The organism is Nocardioides sp. B-3, assembly GCF_024703895.1.
GTDB lineage: Bacteria > Actinomycetota > Actinomycetes > Propionibacteriales > Nocardioidaceae > Nocardioides.
In genome coordinates this window covers 1,605,423-1,622,181 of record NZ_CP087968.1, presented here as the reverse complement: position 1 = coordinate 1,622,181, position 16,759 = coordinate 1,605,423, and the positions used below count along the sequence as shown (strand labels likewise).

The following is a 16,759-nucleotide window of genomic DNA, read 5'->3' as shown; positions in this document are numbered from 1 at the left end:
GTCCGGCTCAGTCGCCCTTGGGGCGCTGGAGCCGCCACGCCTCGAGGCGGGAGTAGCCCTTCACCGACACCCGGCGCAGGCGCCTGAAGCGGTAGCTCGCCGCATCGGAGTCCTCGACGTCGACCGACTCGGATTCCGGGTCGTCGTCCTCGACGCCCGACAGTGCGGCGTACGCACCCCGGTCGAGGACGACGGTGCCGGGCCCGGCGACGGAGGTCAGGCGGGCGGCGATGTTGACGGTCGGGCCGAACACGTCGCCGAGGCGGTTGACGACCAGTCCGTGGGCGATCCCGGCGCGTACGGCGGGGAACGGGTCGTCCTCGTCGAGGCCGCGCTCGGTCAGGGCCAGCGCGACCTCCGCGGCCGCGGCCGGGTCGTCGGTGGTGAAGAGGATCTCGTCGCCGATCGTCTTGATCACCCGGCCGCCGTGGTCGACCACGGTGTCGGTGGCGACCCGCTCGAAGCCCTCGATCCAGTCGACGAGCTCGTCCTCGGCCAGTGACTTGCTGTGGGTGGTGTAGCCGACGATGTCGACGAAGCAGACCGCCATGGTGCGTTCGACGTCGGTGGCCGAGCCGGTCGTGAGGAGTCGTCTCGCCGCGCTGCTGAGGTGGCGGCGCCATACGTAGGACTGCAGCGCCTCCACCCGGGGCAGCACGCCGGCGGCGAGCTCGGCGAGACGGAGCTCGGGGTCGGGCTCGTCGGCGGTCAGACCCGCGAGGAGCGAGATCTGCCACTCGGCGAGCCGTGCGTAGCTGCGACCCCACGTGCGGACGAGGGCCGCTTGCGATTCCGGCCCGAGGATCCCCATCCGCATCAGGTCGGCGGTGAGCCGCAGCGCCTCGACGTCGCTCTCGGCGAAGGCGACGTCATCCTCGGTCGTGTGCGCGAACCCGAGCTGGCGCCACAGCTCGCGGGCGAGCTCGAGGGGCACGTCAGCACGCTCGGCCACCTCGCCCCGGGTCAGGTTGGGCGGCCCGCCGAGCAGGAAGGCCTCGATCGTCCCCAGCAGGTCGTCGATGTCACCACGATCACTGGGTTCGCTCATGGTGGCTCAGGCTTCGCCGTGGCGTTCGGCGGCGGCGGTCTCCAGCGCGGAGGCGAAGGCGGGGATCTCGGCCACCAGCTCCTCGAGGTGCTCGCTCGTGTAGTGCAGGACCTCCAGCGGCGTCAGGGCGACGATCGACGCGGAGCGCAGCGTGTGGTTGACGATCGCCGCCTCCCCGATGATCTGGCCGGCGCCCAGCGTGGCGATCTCGGCCCCGTTGCGGCGTACATGGACACCTCACCGGAGGTGAGGATGTAGGCCTTGTCGGCGGGGGTGCGCTCGCTGATGGGGGACCAGCCGGCGGGCAGCGTGAGAGGGGTGCCTGCGGCCCGGACGCGCGCGGCCTCGTCGGCGGTGAGAGCGTCGAAGATGGAAGACGTCATGGGTGGTGCCTCTCGCTCGGGATGTCTGCCCTCCACAACGCGGATCGGCCCCCGAAGGTATGGGTGCGGCGGATCACTCCGTCGTCAGCGGCTTGCGCTCGACCGGGCACGACATGCAGCGCGGACCACCGCGACCCGAGCCGAGCTCGGAGCCGGCGATCCGGATGACCTCGATGCCGGCCGCCTCGAGCCGCTCGTTGGTCTCGTCGTTGCGCTCGTAGGCGACCGCGACCCGGGGGGCCGGGGGCCGGGGTGTTGTTGCCGTCGTCCCACTGCTCGCGCTCGGCGGTGACCGGGTCCGGGCCGGTGTCGATCTGGTGCAGGGTGTCGATCTGCATCGCCTTGGCCGCGGCCACCGGGAACGGTTCCGCCGGGGCCACGTGCAGCACCGAGTCGGTGTCGGCCTCGCCCCGCTCGCGGACGGTCACGGCGTGCGCGGTCAGCGAGTGCGCCACGTTGGGATACATCACGACCTTGTCGACGTCGACCATCGTGCACACGGTGTCGAGGTGCATGGTCGCGCGCTCCTGCGCGATGGGTACGGCGAGGACGGTGTGCGCGAGGTCCGCGTGGAACACCTGACGGGCCAGCCGTTCGACGCCGGCGGGCGTCGTCCGCTCACCCACGCCGACGGCGATGATGCCGGGCGCGAGCAGCAGCACGTCGCCGCCCTCGACGTGCTCGTTCTGCCAGCCATGGATCTTCTGGGTCTGCCCGGCGAACCGCGGGTGCTCGGTGTAGATCAGCTCGGTCAGCTGCGTCTCGCGCTTGCGGGCCGGCATCGCGAGGCTGGTGATCGCGACCCGGTCGCGGACCCACACGCTCGAGTCGCGCGTGAACAGCAGGTTGGGCAGCGGGTCGATCAGGAAGTCGAAGGGGCTCAGCAGGCTGGTCACCGGGCCGTGGCCGCCGCGCACCTCGTCGTTGCGGATGCCCTCGGTCAGCAGGCCGGTGAGCTCCCGGGGGAGGCATCGGCCGGGGCGACTGCGAGGTAGTCGCGCAGCGTGTCACCGAGGTGCAGGCCGCTCAGTGCGGAGCTGATCGCGTGCGCGCGGGCCTCCTCGCTGGCGAGCGTCTCGGTGAGCAGCTCGGTCAGGTAGAGCACCTCGACACCCCGCCCGCGGAGCGTGTCGGCGAAAGCGTCGTGCTCCTCCTGCGCGCGGCTCACCCACGGGATCCCGTCGAAGAGCAGCTTGTCGTTGTTGCGCGGGGTGAGCCGCTTCAGCTCGTTGCCGGGGCGGTGCAACATGACGGTCTTGAGAGTGCCGACTTCGCTGTCGGCGCCGTGGGTGTGAGCCATGCCGCGAGCCTAGACGGCGCCAGACCGGGGCGACAGGCGCAGGCATCCTGCCGGGTCCTTGGCGCCGTACGCATGTAGGAGTTGTGGCCCTTGTTCAGCTCGGCAGAGGGCCAGAAGTCCTACACCTGTACGCCGATGGGTGAGTGCCCGGGGAAGTGCGCGCGCCACTCGTCGTTCAGCTGCATCGGCACGCCCTCGAGGCCGCGCGCCCGGAGCAGTCGGCACACGCGCAGCAGTGTCCGCTCGGGCGACTTGTAGATGCCGGACGCGACCACCACCGGGATGCGCCAGCCGTCGTCATCGATGGCCCCGCGGCGTTCGAGGTCGGACTCCCGTGCCTCGACCCGTTCGATGTGCTGGCGCCCGTCGTACTCCACGATGACCTGCACCGCCGGGAAGCTGAGGTCGTAGCGGCGCATCACCTCGCCGTCGGCCGCCCGGATCTTGACGTTGATCTCGGGCTCGGGGAGCCCGGCGAGGACGATCAGCATGCGCAGGCGCGTCTCCATCGGGGGAGTCGACGTCTGGCCGCACGTAGGCCACCGCACGGCGTGCGGCCCGAGCAGCTCGGTGCCGACTGGCGGCGCAATAGCTCACGAGCTCCGCTGGGGTGATCCGGCCCTTCCGAACGAGATGGTCGCCCACCACCACGAGGTCGACGAGGCCGATGAGCTCGGCCAGCTCGACGAACATGCGCGCGTAGTCACTGAGCAGGACACCGTTGACCTTGCGCACGTCCATGGTGGCGGAGACGTGGGTGCGGACGCCGCGATGATGTCGGCGCATCCGCTGGTGGAAGACCGTGACGTGCTCGTCGGGCAGCGTCGGGACCGGGACGTCCAGCAACCGCGCGGCGCTGGCGTGGCTGGCGAAGGCAGTGGGGTCGAAGAGTCGGAGCGCGGCCTCGGCGCGGAGCTTGGGCGTGACCTTGACGCAGGCATTGATCAGGACACCGCGGAAGATCGTGCGGAACCGCGGCCCGCGCAGCTCCTTGGCCGTGATCCCGTCCGTGAGCGCGTCGGCCCGGCGGAACGGCCGGCTGGTGTCGAGCTTCTTCTCGGTCATCCGGGGAGCGTGCTCGGATGGCCGCGATCGTGCGCTCCGTCCTCCCCCGGGCGCGGAATGCGTCCCGGCATCGGCGTACCTGTGTATGAGTTGTGGCCCCTGCTCAACCGGGTTCGGGGCAAGAACTCATACACGTGTACGTCAGTGCTGCTGGGCTTCCCACTCGGTACGGAGGATGGCGTACTCGTAGGAGTCGGTCCAGCGTCCCTTCGACCAGAAGTCGGCCAGCCGGTGCACCTCGCGCCGCATGCCGAGTCGCTCGCACATCGCCGCGGAGCGCCTCGTTCCAACGCGTCGAGGTTGGCCACCACGCGGCGTACGCCGTAGTGCTCGAACGCCAGCGCCATGGCGACGCGCGCGGCCTCCGTCGCGAACCCCTGACCGGCCGCCCGGGGAAAGAGCGTCCACCCGATCTCCGGGCACGTCCGGTCGGCGCCGTTGAAGAACAGCACGACGTTGCCCACGGCGACGCCGTCGTGCTCGATCACGAGGCCGAGCCCGGTGTGTGGCTCACCGTCGGGGACCGGCCGCGAGCGCTGGAAGGTCTCGAACTCCACGTCGGCCGCAGTGCGCATCGGGTGCAGCAGGAACTCGACGAAGCCCGGGTCGGCCCACGCCCCGGCCCGCACAGCGGCGTCCTCGAGGGTCGTACGGCGAAGCGTGAGCCGCTCCGTGTGGATCGGCAACGCCGGCGGCTGCGGGTTGTGGAACTCGGCTCGCACCTCGTCGACCCACAGGTCGCGCACGGTCGGGCCGCCGAAGCGCAGCCGGTCGTAGCCGGTCATCGGCAGCAGGATCTGGTCGAGCCCCATGACGGCGATGCCGCCGTCGACGGCCTCGGCCAGCGACCCCCGGGCGATCTCGTCGCGGCGGTCCGCGCGCAGGGCGTCGACCGCGACCCGCGCCTGCTCGACCATGGTGGTCTTGCGCAGGATCGAGATCGGGTTGAGCTCGCGCAGGCAGACGTAGCGCCCGGACAGGAAGTCGCTCCACTCGCGCTCGGCGGTGGCCGGGTCGCCCGGCCAGAAACCGATGAACCAGTCGTGCAGGTGCTCGGCTCCGCCCGCCGCTTCGAGGCTCTCGCTGATGTCGGCGACCATGGGCGTGCCGTCGGTGAGGAGGTAGCCCGGCAGCGGCAGCCGTCCGGCCGCCATCTCGGTGAGCTGTTCGGGCGTAGCGGGGGTGAAGTGCTCGCGGACGTAGGCGTCGTCGGCCTTGCTCATCGGGTGCTCGCCGTTGACCTCGAGGTAGCGATCCCGGACCTGCTGGAGCGCTGTCAGCGCGTCATCTCCCACACCGTCAAACATGCCATGAGCAGGCACACGCTCGCACCCGTGTAATGCAGGAGGTTGAGCCGGATCCGGGCGAGCAGCACCCGGCCGACCACGACGGCCAGACCGCTCACCGCGAGCAGCGCGCCCCACGCCCCGACGAAGACGCTGACGGGGTCGTCGTACTTCGCGACCGGGGAGAGCGTCAGCAGCTGCGACAGGTCGCCCCACTCGGCGGCGAAGAGCACGAGGAAGCTGGTCAGGATCACCTTGAACCCGTGGGCCTCGCCGGCCTTGGCGGCGTAGTCCTCTTCCTCCTCGCCCTCGGAGGCTTCGTGGGCGCGGGCCTCGCGGAGCAGGATGACCGCGCCGATCAGGAACATCAACGCGGCGGCGACATGCACGACGGTGTCGGGCAGGAAGGACGCGGCCTTGCCCGGGGCGACCGCGATCGCCGTCTGCGCCGGGGAAGGCCAGCCCGACGCCGATCCACACGAACAACGGGCGGAACTTCGTCGACAGGACGAGGGTGGCGATGAAGGTCTTATCGGGCAGCTCGACGACGAAGATGGCGGCGAAGGTCAGCGCAATGACGACGACGTCGAGCAAGGAGGTCCTTTCGGGTCAGCGGGGCCCGCGCGGACCGGGGGTGTCCCGGAGCGCGTCCCAGTCGGCGGCTCCGATCCGTCGGCGCCATCGACGCTCCACGGTAGCGATGGCCCGGTCGGCGACCCGCGACGCCTCACGTCCGAGGTCGGTGGGCCGCCAGATCCGCAGCCGACGATCGGAGGGATCCGACACGCTCTCGATCAGACCGCGCGCCTCCGGGACGGCGGCCAGCTCGCCGAGCGCCTGCTTGGTCATGCCGGCGCGCACGGCCAGCTGGGTGGCGCTCAGTCCCTCCGCCGGAGTCAGCTGGAGGAGCCGCATCTGCGAACCCCGGACCCCGTCGAGGAACGCGGGCACCGTCATCGTGGCGAACTCCGCCTCCAGCTCCCGGCGGAACAGGTCGAAGGCGTCGGCAAGCAGGGCCAGTGCGTGCTCCGGACGGTCCCTGGTTGATCTCGTTGACAGAGGTCATAAGGCGACCTTACTATCGAGGAGTTCGTAAGGTTTCCTGACGGAAGGCGAGCGCGATGACCACGATGATCGGCGGCCGCGGCCCCGACCAGCTCGCTGCCACGGCGCCATGGTCGCTGGCCGACCTGTTCGCCGTACCCCACGACGAGGCGGAGGCCGCGCTCGGCCGCCTCGTGCACGACGCCCTCGGCCTCACTCCCGAGGCCTCGGCGACCCGGATCGAGCCGGTCGACTACGCCATGGGGTCGCCGGCAACAGGGGCACTTCTCCGGGTCGTCGGGGCCTCCGTCGACGGGCGGCCCCGGGGGCTCTTCTGCAAGGTGCTCCAACACGTCCGGCACTGGCCGACGCTGCCGATGTTGCCGGAGGGGTTCCGGGAGATGTTCGCGCGGGAGTTCCCGTGGCGACAGGAGCTCGTGCTGTGGTCCGAGCCGTTCGCGTCGACCGCCCCGGCGGCGATGCGCCCGCCCGCGCTGCACGCGCTCGTGGAGCTGCCGGACGACCGGGTCGTCGTGTGGACCGAGCTCGTGGACGAGTGCGACGAGCCCCGGCGCCCCGAGCGGTTCCGCCGGGCCGCGCGACTGCTCGGGCAGTGGAACCAGCGCGCGTCCACCCCGGAGGTGCTGGCCTCGGCCGTGCTCGAGATGGGGTCGCCGCTGCGGCTCTATGCCACGCACACCGTGCCCATGCGGGGGCTGACGCCCATCGCCGACGACGAGCTGTGGAGCCACCCGTGGCTGGCTCGCGAGCCCGAGCTGCGTGCGAGCCTGCTCGACCTCGGGTCGCGACTGATGGCGGTGATGGACCGTCTCGACGAGCTGCCCCAGTGCATCCCGCACGGCGACGCGAGCCCGCAGAACCTGCTCGTGCCGCGTGATGCGCCCCGGGAGTTCCGCGCGATCGACGTCGCGTTCCACCGCGCTGCCCCATCGGCATGGACCCGGGCCAGCTCCTCGTCGGGCAGGTGCACGCCGGCCACCTCGATCCCGCTGCACTGCCCGGGCTGGCGGAGCTGGTGACCACGGCCTATCTCGAGGGACTCCTCGACGAGGGCTGGTCGGGGGCGGCGACCGACATCGGCGTCGGGTTCGTCGGCGCCATGCTGATCCGCAGCGGTTTCGACAGCCTGCGCTACGACCTGCTCGGAGCCGGCGACCCGCCGCCGGAGTTCACCGCCCGCCTCGAGCTCACTCGCTGGATCGCGGCGATGGCCCACCGAGTGTTCTGAGCAGGGCTCGCGTCGCGGCGATGGCCTCGGCCAGCACGTCGTTGACCGGGCGCTTGAGCACGGCGGCCGCGCGGGCCACGTCGTCCCACTCGGGCTGGGCGTTCACGAGCTCGCCGCCGTGCCCGGCCAGCTTGACGTCGATCGCCTGCCCGGCGACGTCCACGGAGACCATCTCGCGGTCGAGCGCGTGCTTGGCGAGCGCGGTCTCGCGCACACCGATGGTGGAGGTATGGCGCCAGATGGCCGCTCGCACGTCCTCGGCGGCCGCACTGCCCGTGAGCACCGAGAGCGTGTGGGCCGGTCGCCCCTTCTTCATCAGGATGGGCGTCAGCCGGGCGTCGCTCGCCCCGGCCTCCAGCAGCGCCGCGATCACCGATGGCCAGACCCGCGGGTCGAGGTCGTCGATGTTGGACTCGATCAGCAGGGGCCGCTCGTCGCGGCCCGCCTCGAGGCCGACGAAGATCCGCAGCACATTGGCGTGCGTGTCGGGGTCGCGTCCGCCGGCACCGATGCCGATGGACTCGACGGCCATCGCCGGTTGCGCGCCCCGGGCGTCCGCCAGTGTCGTGAGCAGCGCGGCGCCGGTGGGCGTGCAGGACTCGGCACTCCCCGGGCCGGCAAGTGACGGGGCCCCGCGGAGCAGCTCCGCGACGGCGGGCGGCGGCACCGGCATCCGGCCGTGGGCACCGCTCACCGATCCCGAGCCGACGGCGATGGGAGAGACCGTGATGGTCGTGTCGGCCGCGTCGTCGCCCGCGCGCGACAGCCACACGAATCCCGCGCACACGCCGACCACGTCGGCGATCGCATCGAGCGCGCCCACCTCGTGGAAGGAGACGTCCATCGGGTCGGAGCCGTGCACGCGCGCCTCGGCGACGGCGAGCCGCTCGAAGGTCCGCTGGGCGAGCGCACGCACGTCGGCATCCGGGTCGGCCGCCCCCGGGAGCGCCCGGATGTCTCGCCAGCTGCGGTGGTGGACGGAGTCGGCGATCTCGACGTGGCAGCGGATGGCGGCGAACCCGTTGCGGCTGACCGGCTCGGGGCGCAGGGTCACCGGCTCGGGCGCCACCGCGTCGATGCTCGCGCTCAGCGCCTCCAGCGGCACGCCGGCGCCGATCAGGGCGCCGAGCAGCATGTCGCCGCTGGCACCCGCGGACGCGTCGATCCAGATGCTCATGGGCGTGCTCCGACGCGGCAGATGCGGGCGGCGGCCACGCCTGCGCCGCAGCCGTTGTCGATGTTGACCACCGTGACGCCGGGGGCGCAGGAGTTGAGCATGCCCAGCAGGGCGGCGAGACCGCCGAAGGCCGCGCCGTAGCCCACGCTGGTCGGGACCGCGATGACCGGCGTGCCGACGAGGCCACCGACGACCGAGGGCAGCGCACCCTCCATGCCGGCGACCACGATCAGCACGTCCATCTCGTCGAGGCGCTCACGCACGGCGAGCAGCCGGTGCAGGCCGGCGACGCCGACGTCGCGGATCTCGATGGCCTCGGCGCCGTGGACGGAGACGGTCAGGGCTGCCTCGGCCGCGACGGAGGCATCGGAGGTGCCGGCGGAGATGATGCCGACGCGTCCGCGCGGGGAGGGGATCGGGCCGAGTGTGGCTGCATGGGCGACAGGGTGCACCTCGGCACCGACAGCGGCCGCCGCCTCCATCGCCTCGGGGCTGAGCCGGGTCGCCGGGACGGCGCGGTCGGGGTGCCGTCCGTGCAGGGTGGCCGGGATCGAGGCGACCTGCTCGGGGGTCTTGCCCGCGCCGTACACCACCTCGGGATCGCCGGTGCGTGCTGCGCGGTCTAGGTCGACCCGGGCGAAGCCCGAGTCGGCGGTGCGGTCGTCGTCGCTCACCCGCCGAACCTATCGCCACAGGGTTGTTCACCCGCTCGTGGTTGTCACTGTCGGTGGTCGGGTGTTGAGTCGGATCAGCGGGTCGAGCAATCTCTCACAGAAGGAGCCAGTGATGGCGAAGTTCGAGTCCTACCAGCAAGGCACCCCGAGCTGGATCGAATACAGCAGCGCAGACCAGCCGGCCTCGAAGGAGTTCTACAGCCAGCTCTTCGGCTGGGACTACGACGACCAGCCGATGAACGACGACCGGGGACAGTCCCTCGGGGACCTACTCCCCGGCCAAGGTCCGGGGCGACAGCGTCGCCGGTCTCGGCCCGGTGATGGCCCCCGGCCAGCCGGCCAGCTGGGGCGTCTACCTCGCCACCGACGACGTGGACTCGACGGTCGAGAAGGCACGCCAGGGCCGGCGGCCGGGTCCACGTCGAGCCGATGGACGTGCCCGACCGGGGCCGGATGGCATGGATCCGGGACCCGGGCGGCGCCAGCGTCGGGCTGTGGCAGGAGAAGGGCTTCGCCGGTTCCGTTCGGGCCAACGAGCCGGGCACCAACATCTGGAACGAGCTGACCGTGGCCGACCCGGCCGGCACCGGCCAGTTCTACTCCGACGTGCTCGGGGTCCAGACCCAGCAGCACGACATGGGCCCCGACAACCCGCCGTACACGACGTTCAACGTCGGCGACAAGACCGTCGCGGGCACCATGGCGCTCGACGGTGACATGCAGCCGCACTGGAACGTCTACTTCAACGTCGACGACGTGGACGCCGCCGTGGCCAAGGCCGAGCAGCTCGGCGCCTCCGTCGTCGCGCCGGCCATGGACGTGCCCGGCCGGGGTCGCTTCGGCTACCTGCGCGACCCGCAGGGGGCGACCTTCAACCTGATGCAGAACCCGCCCCGGGCCTGAGGCGGGCTTTGCTCAGCTGTCCCGGAAGCTGTCCGCCGGATAGGCGCCGAGCACCTTGACCTCGGTGGTGAAGAACTCCAGCTCCTCGAGCGCGTTCTTCACCCCGGGGTCCTCGGGGTGGCCGTCGACCTCGGCCGGGAACTGCGTGGCGGTGAAGTGGCCGTCGACCATGTAGCTCTCGAGCTTGGTCATGTTCACACCGTTGGTGGCGAAGCCGCCGAGCGCCTTGTAGAGCGCGGCCGGCAGGTTGCGCACGTTGAAGATGAAGGTCGTGACGATCGGGCCGTTGTCGCGCGGAGCCTGCTCGAAGTCGCGCGAGAGCACGATGAAGCGGGTCGTGTTGTGGTCCTCGTCCTCGACGTCGCTGCGCAGGATCTCCGGGCCGTAGATCTCCGCGGCCAGCGGCGGCGCGATCGCGGCCCGGGTCGGGTCCTGCGCCTCGGCGACCTCGCGGGCGGCACCGGCGGTGTCGCCGGACACGATCGGGGGTGAGCCCCAGCTCGCGGATCACGCCTCTGCACTGGCCGAGCGCGTGCACGTGGCTGTGCACGGTCTTCAACGTCGAGACATCGGTGCCCGGCGTGACCATCAGGGCGAACTGGATGCGCAGGAACTTCTCGCCCACGATGTGCAGGTCGCTGGTCGGCAAGAAGTGGTGGATGTCGGCGACGCGGCCGGCGATCGAGTTGTCGATCGGGATCATCGCGAGGTCGGTGTCGCCCGTCTCCACCGACGCGAAGGCGTCCTCGAACGACGCGCACGCAACCGGCTCCCAGTCGGGGTAGTGCTGCTGGCACACGAGGTGGGAGTTGGCCCCGGGCTCGCCCCGGTAGGCGATCCGGCGGCGGCGGTCGGACGGGGAGTCGGTCACGGCTGCGATCTTTCCACGCGCGGCCGTGTCGTGAGCCGCCTCGTCTCAGACACACACCTAGGCTCGGCGGCGTGCTCATCGTTGCGGTTCTCGCCCTCGTCACCGCGGTGGCGGCCCTCGCCCCGGCCGTGATCGGACTGCGCCGTACGGCCTCGAACAAGCGACCTTCCCGCTGACGCGCTGCCCGAGGACGTCCACGGCCTGCGCCGGGAGGTGGCGGCCCTCAAGGCCGAGGCCGTCGACTCGCTGCGGCACCTCTCGGTGGTCCGCTACGACGCGTTCGGTGACGTCGGTGGCCACCTGAGCTGGAGCATCGCCCTCCTCGACGACGCCGGCCACGGTGTCGTGCTGACCTCGATCCACGGCCGGAGTGAGGCCCGCACCTACGCCAAGTCCATCACCGGCTGGACCTGCGAGCAGCAGCTCTCACCGGAGGAGGACGAGGCGATCGCGGCACGCGTCCGTGATCCCGGAGCCGGCCGGCGGAGGTATCCCCCGGTGACCGAATGCCCCGGATCTGGGCGCTGGTCGGGCCCGGTAGGTAACGCGTTACCAACCACGCCGGCGAGGACCCCGGAATCGGCGGATTTGGTATCCACCTCGTTACCGAGGGGCACCGGCCTTCACGAGGCGGGCGTGAGCTCGAAGACCGGGATCTCGCGCGTGGTCCGCCGGGCGTACTTCGCGTAGTTGGGCCACACCGACAGCATCTCGGTCCGGGCACTCGCACGTTCTTCGCCCTCGAGCAGCCGGGCGGTGACGGTGGTGTCACGTCCCCGGAACTCGACGGTCGCGGCGCCGGCGGCGGCCGGGTTGCCCACCCACAGCGGCGGCGTGGGTCCGCCCCAGTTGGAGCCGGCGACCAGCCGGGAGCCGTCGCGGGGGACGCAGAGCAGCGGCGTGGTGCGCGGCAACCCGGACTTGCGGCCGCGGACGGTGAGGAAGAGCTCCGGCAGACCGGCGAACGCCAGCAGCGTCAGTCGCCCGGCCGACAGCCGACGCAGGGTCAGGTCGAGGCGCACGATCATGGGGGCGAACCGGGGCAGCTGGGGCTGCCCGCCGATGCGGACGGCCAGCCAGCGGGTCGGGTGCACGTCAGCGGGGGCACGCGGACGAGGAGGCGCCCGTGCACGCACTCCATGCGGAGCTCGCGACCGAGACCGATCGAGTCGCCGTCGAGCTGGCGGGGCGTGTCGGTGAAGGCGCGGACGACCACCTTCGCGCCACGACGACGGTCGATCAGCTCGTCGGTGGAGGAGCTCTTCGCGAGCACGCGGACGGCCAGCGGGATCCGGGACAGGAAGCGCTTCGGGTGCAGGATCACCACGTCGAGCAGGCCGTCGTCGATCGACGCGTCGGGCAGCAACGGCATGCCGGCCCGGAGGTAGCCGACGTTGCCGACGACGACGGTGCGCGCCCGATGGATCGTCGGCTCCTCGTCGTCGATGGTGATCTCGACCTTGACCGCGGGGAACATCAGCGACTTCAGGCCCGAGATGACGTAGGCGATCCAGCCGATCCGCTTCTTGATGTCGTCGTTGACGCCTTCCATGATCGCGGCGTCGAAGCCCATGCCGGCCATCACCATGAAATGGGTGTCCTCGATGCCGTCACCGCTCACGTCGACGAGGTCGATGGCTCGGTCCTGCCCGTTCAGCGCCACGTCGATCGCGGAGCGGAGGTAGAGCGGGATGTCGAGGTTGCGGGCCAGCAGGTTGCCGGTGCCAGCCGGGATGATGCCGACCGGGATGCCGGTGCCGGCGAGCTCGGCGCACACCTCGCGCACCGTGCCGTCGCCGCCGCACACGAGCACGAGGTCGGCGCCGTCGACGGACGCCTTCTCCGCCATGCCGGTGCCGGGGTCCTCGATGGTCGTGTAGTGCCGAGTCGGCTCGGACCAGCCGGACTCGACGGCCATCCCGTTGACGATCGAGCGGAACTGGCCGACGTCCTCGACCTTGATCGGGTTGAGCACGACGGCGAGCCGGCGCTGTGAGGCATAGACCTCGCCGAGCGGCTCGATCTTCTCGGCGTGCGAGCGCGGCAGCGGGCTGTAGAACGCCAGCCAGCCGATCGCCACGGCCGCGCCGAGCAGGGTGCCGGCGACGGTGTCGGTGGGGTAGTGCCGACCGAGCAGGATCCGGTCGAGGCTGACCGCCACAACCAGCACGCCGATGGCGATGTAGGCGATGCGACGGAAGTTCTGGCGCCGTACGAGCATCACGGTCAGCAGGACCGGGATCGCGCCCAGCGCGGCCATCGACGAGGCGTGGCCCGACGGGAAGGACTTCGTCGACAGCAGGTGCGTCGGGTCCTGCCAGTCGGGCCGGTCGCGACCGAGCCAGACCTTGAGGCCGAAGGTGATCAGGCGGACGCTGATCATGACGAGGACGGTGTAGACCGCGGCACGGCGTTGCTTGCTGAGCAGCAGGCCGCCGGCGACGACCACGGTGATCACGGTCATGCCGATCGTGCCGAAGCCGTGCTCGATCAGGCGCAGCACGGTCAGCAGGCCGCTCCGGTCATCGGCCCAGTCCTCGGCGTCGCGACCCCAGTCGTCGATGGCGCCGAGGGGTCGGCGCTCGAGCTGGGTCACGACTACGGCCATGACGGCGAAGAGAGCCGCGAGGACGGCCGCCCGGGCGAGGACGACGGAGCGGGGACGGTCGAGCACCGGCACAGTATGCCGGGTGCGGGCCCCAGCCCCACACGACTAGCCTGCACATGTGATTGACGCCCGCGTGCTCCGTGACGACCCCGACCGCATCCGCGCCGCCCGGGTGAAGCGGGGTCTGTCCCCCGACGCCGTCGACCGCGCCCCGGCCGCGGACGAGTCCCGTCGCAGCGCGATCGCGCTCTTCGAGGCGAAGCGCGCCGAGCAGAAGTCGCTCGGCAAGCAGGTCGCCCGAGCCCGGGGGTGACGAGAAGGCCGAGCTGCTGGCCCGCACCAAGGCCCTCTCCACGGAGGTCAAGGAGCTCGAGGCCACCCGGGCGTCGGCCGAGGCGGAGTGGGACGAGGCGCTCAAGGCGATCCCCAACCCGGCCGCCGACGAGGCGCCCGCCGGCGGCGAGGACGACTTCGTCACCCTCGAGCACGTCGGCACCCCGCGGGAGTTCGACTTCGAGCCGCGCGACCACATCGAGCTCGGCCGGATGCTCGGCGCGATCGACCTCGAGCGCGGCGCGAAGGTGTCGGGCTCGCGGTTCTACTTCCTCACCGGCATCGGCGCCCAGCTCGAGCTGGCGCTGGTCAACATGGCCATGGACCGGGCCCGCAACGCAGGCTTCACCCGGGTGATCGCGCCGTCGCTGGTCAAGCCGCGCGCGATGGAGGGCACCGGCTTCCTCGGCCGGGCGGCCGACGACGTCTACCGCATCGAGGGCGAGGACCTCTACCTCGTCGGCACCTCCGAGGTGCCGATGGCCGCCTACCACTCCGACGAGATCCTCGACGCCGAGCAGCTGCCACTGCGGTACGCCGCCTTCAGCCCCTGCTTCCGCAAGGAGGCCGGGTCGCACGGCAAGGACACCAAGGGCATCATCCGCGTGCACTGGTTCGACAAGGTCGAGATGTTCGTCCTGACGACCCCGGAGGAGTCCTACGCCGAGCACCAGCGGCTGCTCGCGTGGGAGAAGGAGTTCCTCGACAAGCTCGAGCTGGCCTACCGCGTCATCGACGTGGCGGCCGGCGACCTGGGCCTGAGCGCGCAGCGCAAGTTCGACTGCGAGGTCTGGATCCCGACCCGGGGCAAGTTCCGCGAGCTGACCTCGACCTCCAACTGCACCGACTTCCAGAGCCGCCGCCTCGACATCCGCCAGCGCGGAGCCAGCGGCAACAGCCCGGTCGCGACCCTGAACGGCACGCTGACCGCGATCACCCGGACCATCGTCGCGATCCCGGAGACGCACCAGCAGGAGGACGGTTCGGTGCGGGTGCCCGAAGCCCTGCGGCCCTACCTCGGGGGCCTCGAGACCCTGACCCCGGTCCGCTCCGCTGGTTGAGCAGCGAGCGCAGCGAGCGTGTCGAAACCAAGGAGGCAACTGTGAACGACTGGCGTCCTGAGCTCGTCGCGCTCGACATCGACGGCACCCTGCTCGCGTGGGTCGAGGGCGCGGGCCAGACCTACGAGCAGATCACCCCTGCCGTGTACGCCGCAGTCCACCGTGCCATCGCCGCCGGCGCGCACGTGGTGCTCTCCAGCGGCCGCTCGCCGCACGGCATGGACAAGATCGCGGACCTGCTCGACCTGACGGACGTCGTGGACGACCGGATCTGGGTGGTCGCCTCCAACGGCGCGGTGATCTTCCGCTACCCGCCCCCGGAGGTCGTGCACGAGGAGACGTTCGACGCCCGCGCGGCCGTGGCGGCGGTGCTGGAGCACCACCCCAACGCGCTGGTCGCCGTCGAGGAACGCGGCGTCGGCTATCGCGTCAACCGCAACTTCCCGACCGGTGAGCTGTCCGGAGACATGATCATCACCGACGTCGACGACATCGTCGCTGGCCCGGTCAGCCGCGTGATCATCCGCGATCCCGATGCCTCTGCCGAGGACTTCGTCGAGCTCGCCGCCAACCTCGGGCTGCACGGCACCGACTACGTCGTCGGCTGGACGGCCCGGGCTCGACCTCTCTCCTGTCGGCGTCTCCAAGGCGAGCGGCCTGCAGATCGTCTGCGACAAGCTCGGCGTCGACGCGGCCGACGTGCTCGCGATCGGCGACGGTCGCAACGACATCGAGATGCTCCGCTGGGCCGGTCGTGGGGTCGCCATGGGGCAGTCCATCGAGGACGTCCGGGCCGCCGCGGACCACGTGACCGGCAGCGTCCACGAGGACGGCGTCGCGCAGGAGCTGTCGCGGTGGTGGGCGTGAACCTGCCCCAGTCCGTCCCGACCGAGCGGCTCACGCTCGACCTCTTCACCACAGACGAGGCCGCACTGATGCTCGCCGGGGGCCGCGATCCGCGGTGGCACCCCGACTACCCGCGCCGGGACGACCGCGACGCCGCCTCGATGGTGAAGAGTGCCGACCCCCGGGGACCGCGTCACATCACCCGCACCTTCGACGGGCTGGTCTTCGGTCCGATCGGCTTCTACGGTCCGCCGACCCCCGCCGCGGACGAGGTGCCCGAGGCCGAGATCGGCTACGGCCTCGTCTCCGACGCCCGCGGTCGCGGCGTCGCCACGGAGGCCGTCCGCGCACTGCTCGCGCTGACCGATGCGTACGGCGTCCGCGTCCGTGCCTCCGTCCTGCCCGACAACGCGGCGAGCATCCGGGTGCTCGCCAAGTGCGGCTTCACCGAGCTCCGCGGGGCCAACGAGGACGGCGAGCTCGTGATGGCGCGCCCGCTGAGGTCTCCGGTTTCGTGACGGGACCTCGTCCCTCCTCAACCTCCGGGGGAAAGCCTCGCCTCGTCGCGACCGACCTCGACGGCACCCTGCTGCACTCGGACGGGACCGTGACCGAGCGGACCCGCGTCGTACTCACCGCGCTCGACGCCCTCGGCGTGCCGGTCGTCTTCACGACCGGACGTCCGATCCGCTGGATGGAGAGCCTGTGGGCCGACGTCGGCGGGCACGGTCTGGCGATCTGCAGCAACGGCGGCATCGTCTACGACGTGGCGCAGCGCGAGGTCCGCAGCTCCTCGGCCGGTGCCGCGCGCCACCGGGCTGGAGCTCGCGCGGGTGCTGCGTGAGGGGATCCCGGGGACCACCTTCGCCCCGGGAGCACACGGAGGGCTGGGTCAGCGAACCCGACTTCCC

21 protein-coding genes and 3 pseudogenes are annotated in these 16,759 nt (G+C 71.4%); 7 read left to right on the top strand and 17 right to left on the bottom strand.

Going from position 1 to position 16,759, the window contains the following annotated elements; genetic code table 11:
- Positions 1 to 7: 7 nt before the first annotated feature.
- From LP418_RS10710 to LP418_RS10655, 11 genes and pseudogenes are all read right to left on the bottom strand, one after another.
- Positions 8 to 1,048 carry an adenylate/guanylate cyclase domain-containing protein gene (locus LP418_RS10710; protein WP_257956257.1) on the bottom strand — a complete coding sequence of 347 codons (1,041 nt, stop codon included), beginning with the start codon at positions 1,046 to 1,048 and terminating at the stop codon, positions 8 to 10.
- A gap of 6 nt (positions 1,049 to 1,054) precedes the next feature.
- Positions 1,055 to 1,228, bottom strand: coding sequence for a hypothetical protein (locus LP418_RS10705; protein WP_257956990.1), 174 nt, complete (start codon positions 1,226 to 1,228; stop codon positions 1,055 to 1,057).
- On the bottom strand, positions 1,171 to 1,431 hold the full coding sequence (locus tag LP418_RS10700; protein ID WP_257956256.1) for a hypothetical protein: 261 nt from the start codon (positions 1,429 to 1,431) through the stop codon (positions 1,171 to 1,173). The genes LP418_RS10705 and LP418_RS10700 overlap by 58 nt, the downstream gene beginning before the upstream one ends.
- Positions 1,428 to 2,348 (bottom strand): arginine deiminase family protein, encoded by a 921-nt coding sequence (locus tag LP418_RS33090; protein ID WP_442940163.1) that lies wholly within the window; start codon positions 2,346 to 2,348, stop codon positions 1,428 to 1,430. The genes LP418_RS10700 and LP418_RS33090 overlap by 4 nt, the downstream gene beginning before the upstream one ends.
- A gap of 23 nt (positions 2,349 to 2,371) precedes the next feature.
- Positions 2,372 to 2,731, bottom strand: a complete 360-nt coding sequence (locus LP418_RS10685) for an arginine deiminase family protein (RefSeq protein ID WP_257956255.1) — start codon at positions 2,729 to 2,731, stop codon at positions 2,372 to 2,374.
- Positions 2,732 to 2,850: 119 nt separating this feature from the next.
- Complete coding sequence (locus tag LP418_RS10680; RefSeq protein ID WP_257956254.1) at positions 2,851 to 3,009, bottom strand: hypothetical protein; 159 nt, start codon at positions 3,007 to 3,009, stop codon at positions 2,851 to 2,853.
- Positions 3,010 to 3,028: 19 nt separating this feature from the next.
- Positions 3,029 to 3,796 (bottom strand): hypothetical protein, encoded by a 768-nt coding sequence (locus tag LP418_RS10675; RefSeq protein ID WP_257956253.1) that lies wholly within the window; start codon positions 3,794 to 3,796, stop codon positions 3,029 to 3,031.
- The gene (locus tag LP418_RS10670; protein ID WP_257956989.1) at positions 3,793 to 5,103 is read right to left on the bottom strand and encodes a GNAT family N-acetyltransferase; all 1,311 of its coding nucleotides are present in this window, start codon (positions 5,101 to 5,103) and stop codon (positions 3,793 to 3,795) included. Before LP418_RS10670 ends, LP418_RS10675 begins: the two co-directional genes overlap by 4 nt.
- Complete coding sequence (locus tag LP418_RS10665; RefSeq protein WP_257956252.1) at positions 5,073 to 5,471, bottom strand: TMEM165/GDT1 family protein; 399 nt, start codon at positions 5,469 to 5,471, stop codon at positions 5,073 to 5,075. The genes LP418_RS10670 and LP418_RS10665 overlap by 31 nt, the downstream gene beginning before the upstream one ends.
- Positions 5,472 to 5,589: 118 nt before the next feature.
- Positions 5,590 to 5,676, bottom strand: a pseudogene (locus tag LP418_RS10660) (TMEM165/GDT1 family protein); the annotation flags it as partial.
- A gap of 15 nt (positions 5,677 to 5,691) precedes the next feature.
- Entirely contained in the window at positions 5,692 to 6,039 is a 348-nt protein-coding gene (locus tag LP418_RS10655; RefSeq protein WP_257956251.1) for a MarR family winged helix-turn-helix transcriptional regulator, read from the bottom strand.
- 164 nt (positions 6,040 to 6,203) lie between these two features.
- Here LP418_RS10655 and LP418_RS10650 point away from each other — a divergent pair, with 164 nt between their 5' ends.
- A complete protein-coding gene (locus tag LP418_RS10650; protein WP_257956250.1) occupies positions 6,204 to 7,166 on the top strand; it encodes a hypothetical protein in 963 nt (320 codons plus the stop codon).
- Entirely contained in the window at positions 7,163 to 7,375 is a 213-nt protein-coding gene (locus LP418_RS10645) for a hypothetical protein (protein WP_257956249.1), read from the top strand. Before LP418_RS10650 ends, LP418_RS10645 begins: the two co-directional genes overlap by 4 nt.
- Here the strand turns inward: LP418_RS10645 and larC are convergent.
- Together larC and larB are read right to left on the bottom strand one after the other, a co-directional pair.
- On the bottom strand, positions 7,335 to 8,552 hold the full coding sequence (gene larC, locus LP418_RS10640; RefSeq protein WP_257956248.1) for a nickel pincer cofactor biosynthesis protein LarC: 1,218 nt from the start codon (positions 8,550 to 8,552) through the stop codon (positions 7,335 to 7,337). The genes LP418_RS10645 and larC overlap by 41 nt on opposite strands.
- Entirely contained in the window at positions 8,549 to 9,226 is a 678-nt protein-coding gene (gene larB, locus LP418_RS10635) for a nickel pincer cofactor biosynthesis protein LarB (protein WP_257956247.1), read from the bottom strand. Before larB ends, larC begins: the two co-directional genes overlap by 4 nt.
- Positions 9,227 to 9,655: 429 nt before the next feature.
- Between larB and LP418_RS10630 the strand changes: the two genes are divergently transcribed.
- Positions 9,656 to 10,129, top strand: coding sequence for a VOC family protein (locus LP418_RS10630; protein WP_257956246.1), 474 nt, complete (start codon positions 9,656 to 9,658; stop codon positions 10,127 to 10,129).
- 12 nt (positions 10,130 to 10,141) lie between these two features.
- Here the strand turns inward: LP418_RS10630 and LP418_RS10625 are convergent, their stop codons facing one another.
- The gene (locus LP418_RS10625) at positions 10,142 to 10,609 is read right to left on the bottom strand and encodes a prephenate dehydratase domain-containing protein (RefSeq protein ID WP_257956245.1); all 468 of its coding nucleotides are present in this window, start codon (positions 10,607 to 10,609) and stop codon (positions 10,142 to 10,144) included.
- Between the two features lie 76 nt (positions 10,610 to 10,685).
- Positions 10,686 to 10,928 (bottom strand): annotated as a pseudogene (locus tag LP418_RS10620) (prephenate dehydratase domain-containing protein); the annotation flags it as partial.
- 285 nt (positions 10,929 to 11,213) lie between these two features.
- Here LP418_RS10620 and LP418_RS10615 point away from each other — a divergent pair.
- Complete coding sequence (locus LP418_RS10615; protein ID WP_257956244.1) at positions 11,214 to 11,690, top strand: DUF4446 family protein; 477 nt, start codon at positions 11,214 to 11,216, stop codon at positions 11,688 to 11,690.
- On the opposite strand, the gene LP418_RS10610 is transcribed toward LP418_RS10615, so the two are convergent.
- Positions 11,624 to 12,028 (bottom strand): nitroreductase family deazaflavin-dependent oxidoreductase, encoded by a 405-nt coding sequence (locus tag LP418_RS10610; RefSeq protein WP_257956243.1) that lies wholly within the window; start codon positions 12,026 to 12,028, stop codon positions 11,624 to 11,626. The two genes, LP418_RS10615 and LP418_RS10610, sit on opposite strands and share 67 nt — an antisense overlap.
- Positions 12,025 to 13,674 (bottom strand): YegS/Rv2252/BmrU family lipid kinase, encoded by a 1,650-nt coding sequence (locus LP418_RS10605; RefSeq protein WP_257956242.1) that lies wholly within the window; start codon positions 13,672 to 13,674, stop codon positions 12,025 to 12,027. Before LP418_RS10605 ends, LP418_RS10610 begins: the two co-directional genes overlap by 4 nt.
- A 52-nt stretch (positions 13,675 to 13,726) precedes the next feature.
- On the opposite strand from LP418_RS10605, the pseudogene serS reads away from it, so the two are divergent.
- The 3 genes and pseudogenes from serS (at position 13,727) to LP418_RS10580 (ending at position 16,692) form a co-directional block, all read left to right on the top strand.
- Positions 13,727 to 15,002 (top strand): annotated as a pseudogene (serS, locus tag LP418_RS10600) (serine--tRNA ligase).
- A 41-nt stretch (positions 15,003 to 15,043) separates the two neighbouring features.
- A complete protein-coding gene (locus LP418_RS33085; protein ID WP_442940162.1) occupies positions 15,044 to 16,366 on the top strand; it encodes a GNAT family N-acetyltransferase in 1,323 nt (440 codons plus the stop codon).
- Entirely contained in the window at positions 16,363 to 16,692 is a 330-nt protein-coding gene (locus LP418_RS10580; protein WP_257956241.1) for an HAD family hydrolase, read from the top strand. Before LP418_RS33085 ends, LP418_RS10580 begins: the two co-directional genes overlap by 4 nt.
- Positions 16,693 to 16,759 lie beyond the last annotated feature (67 nt).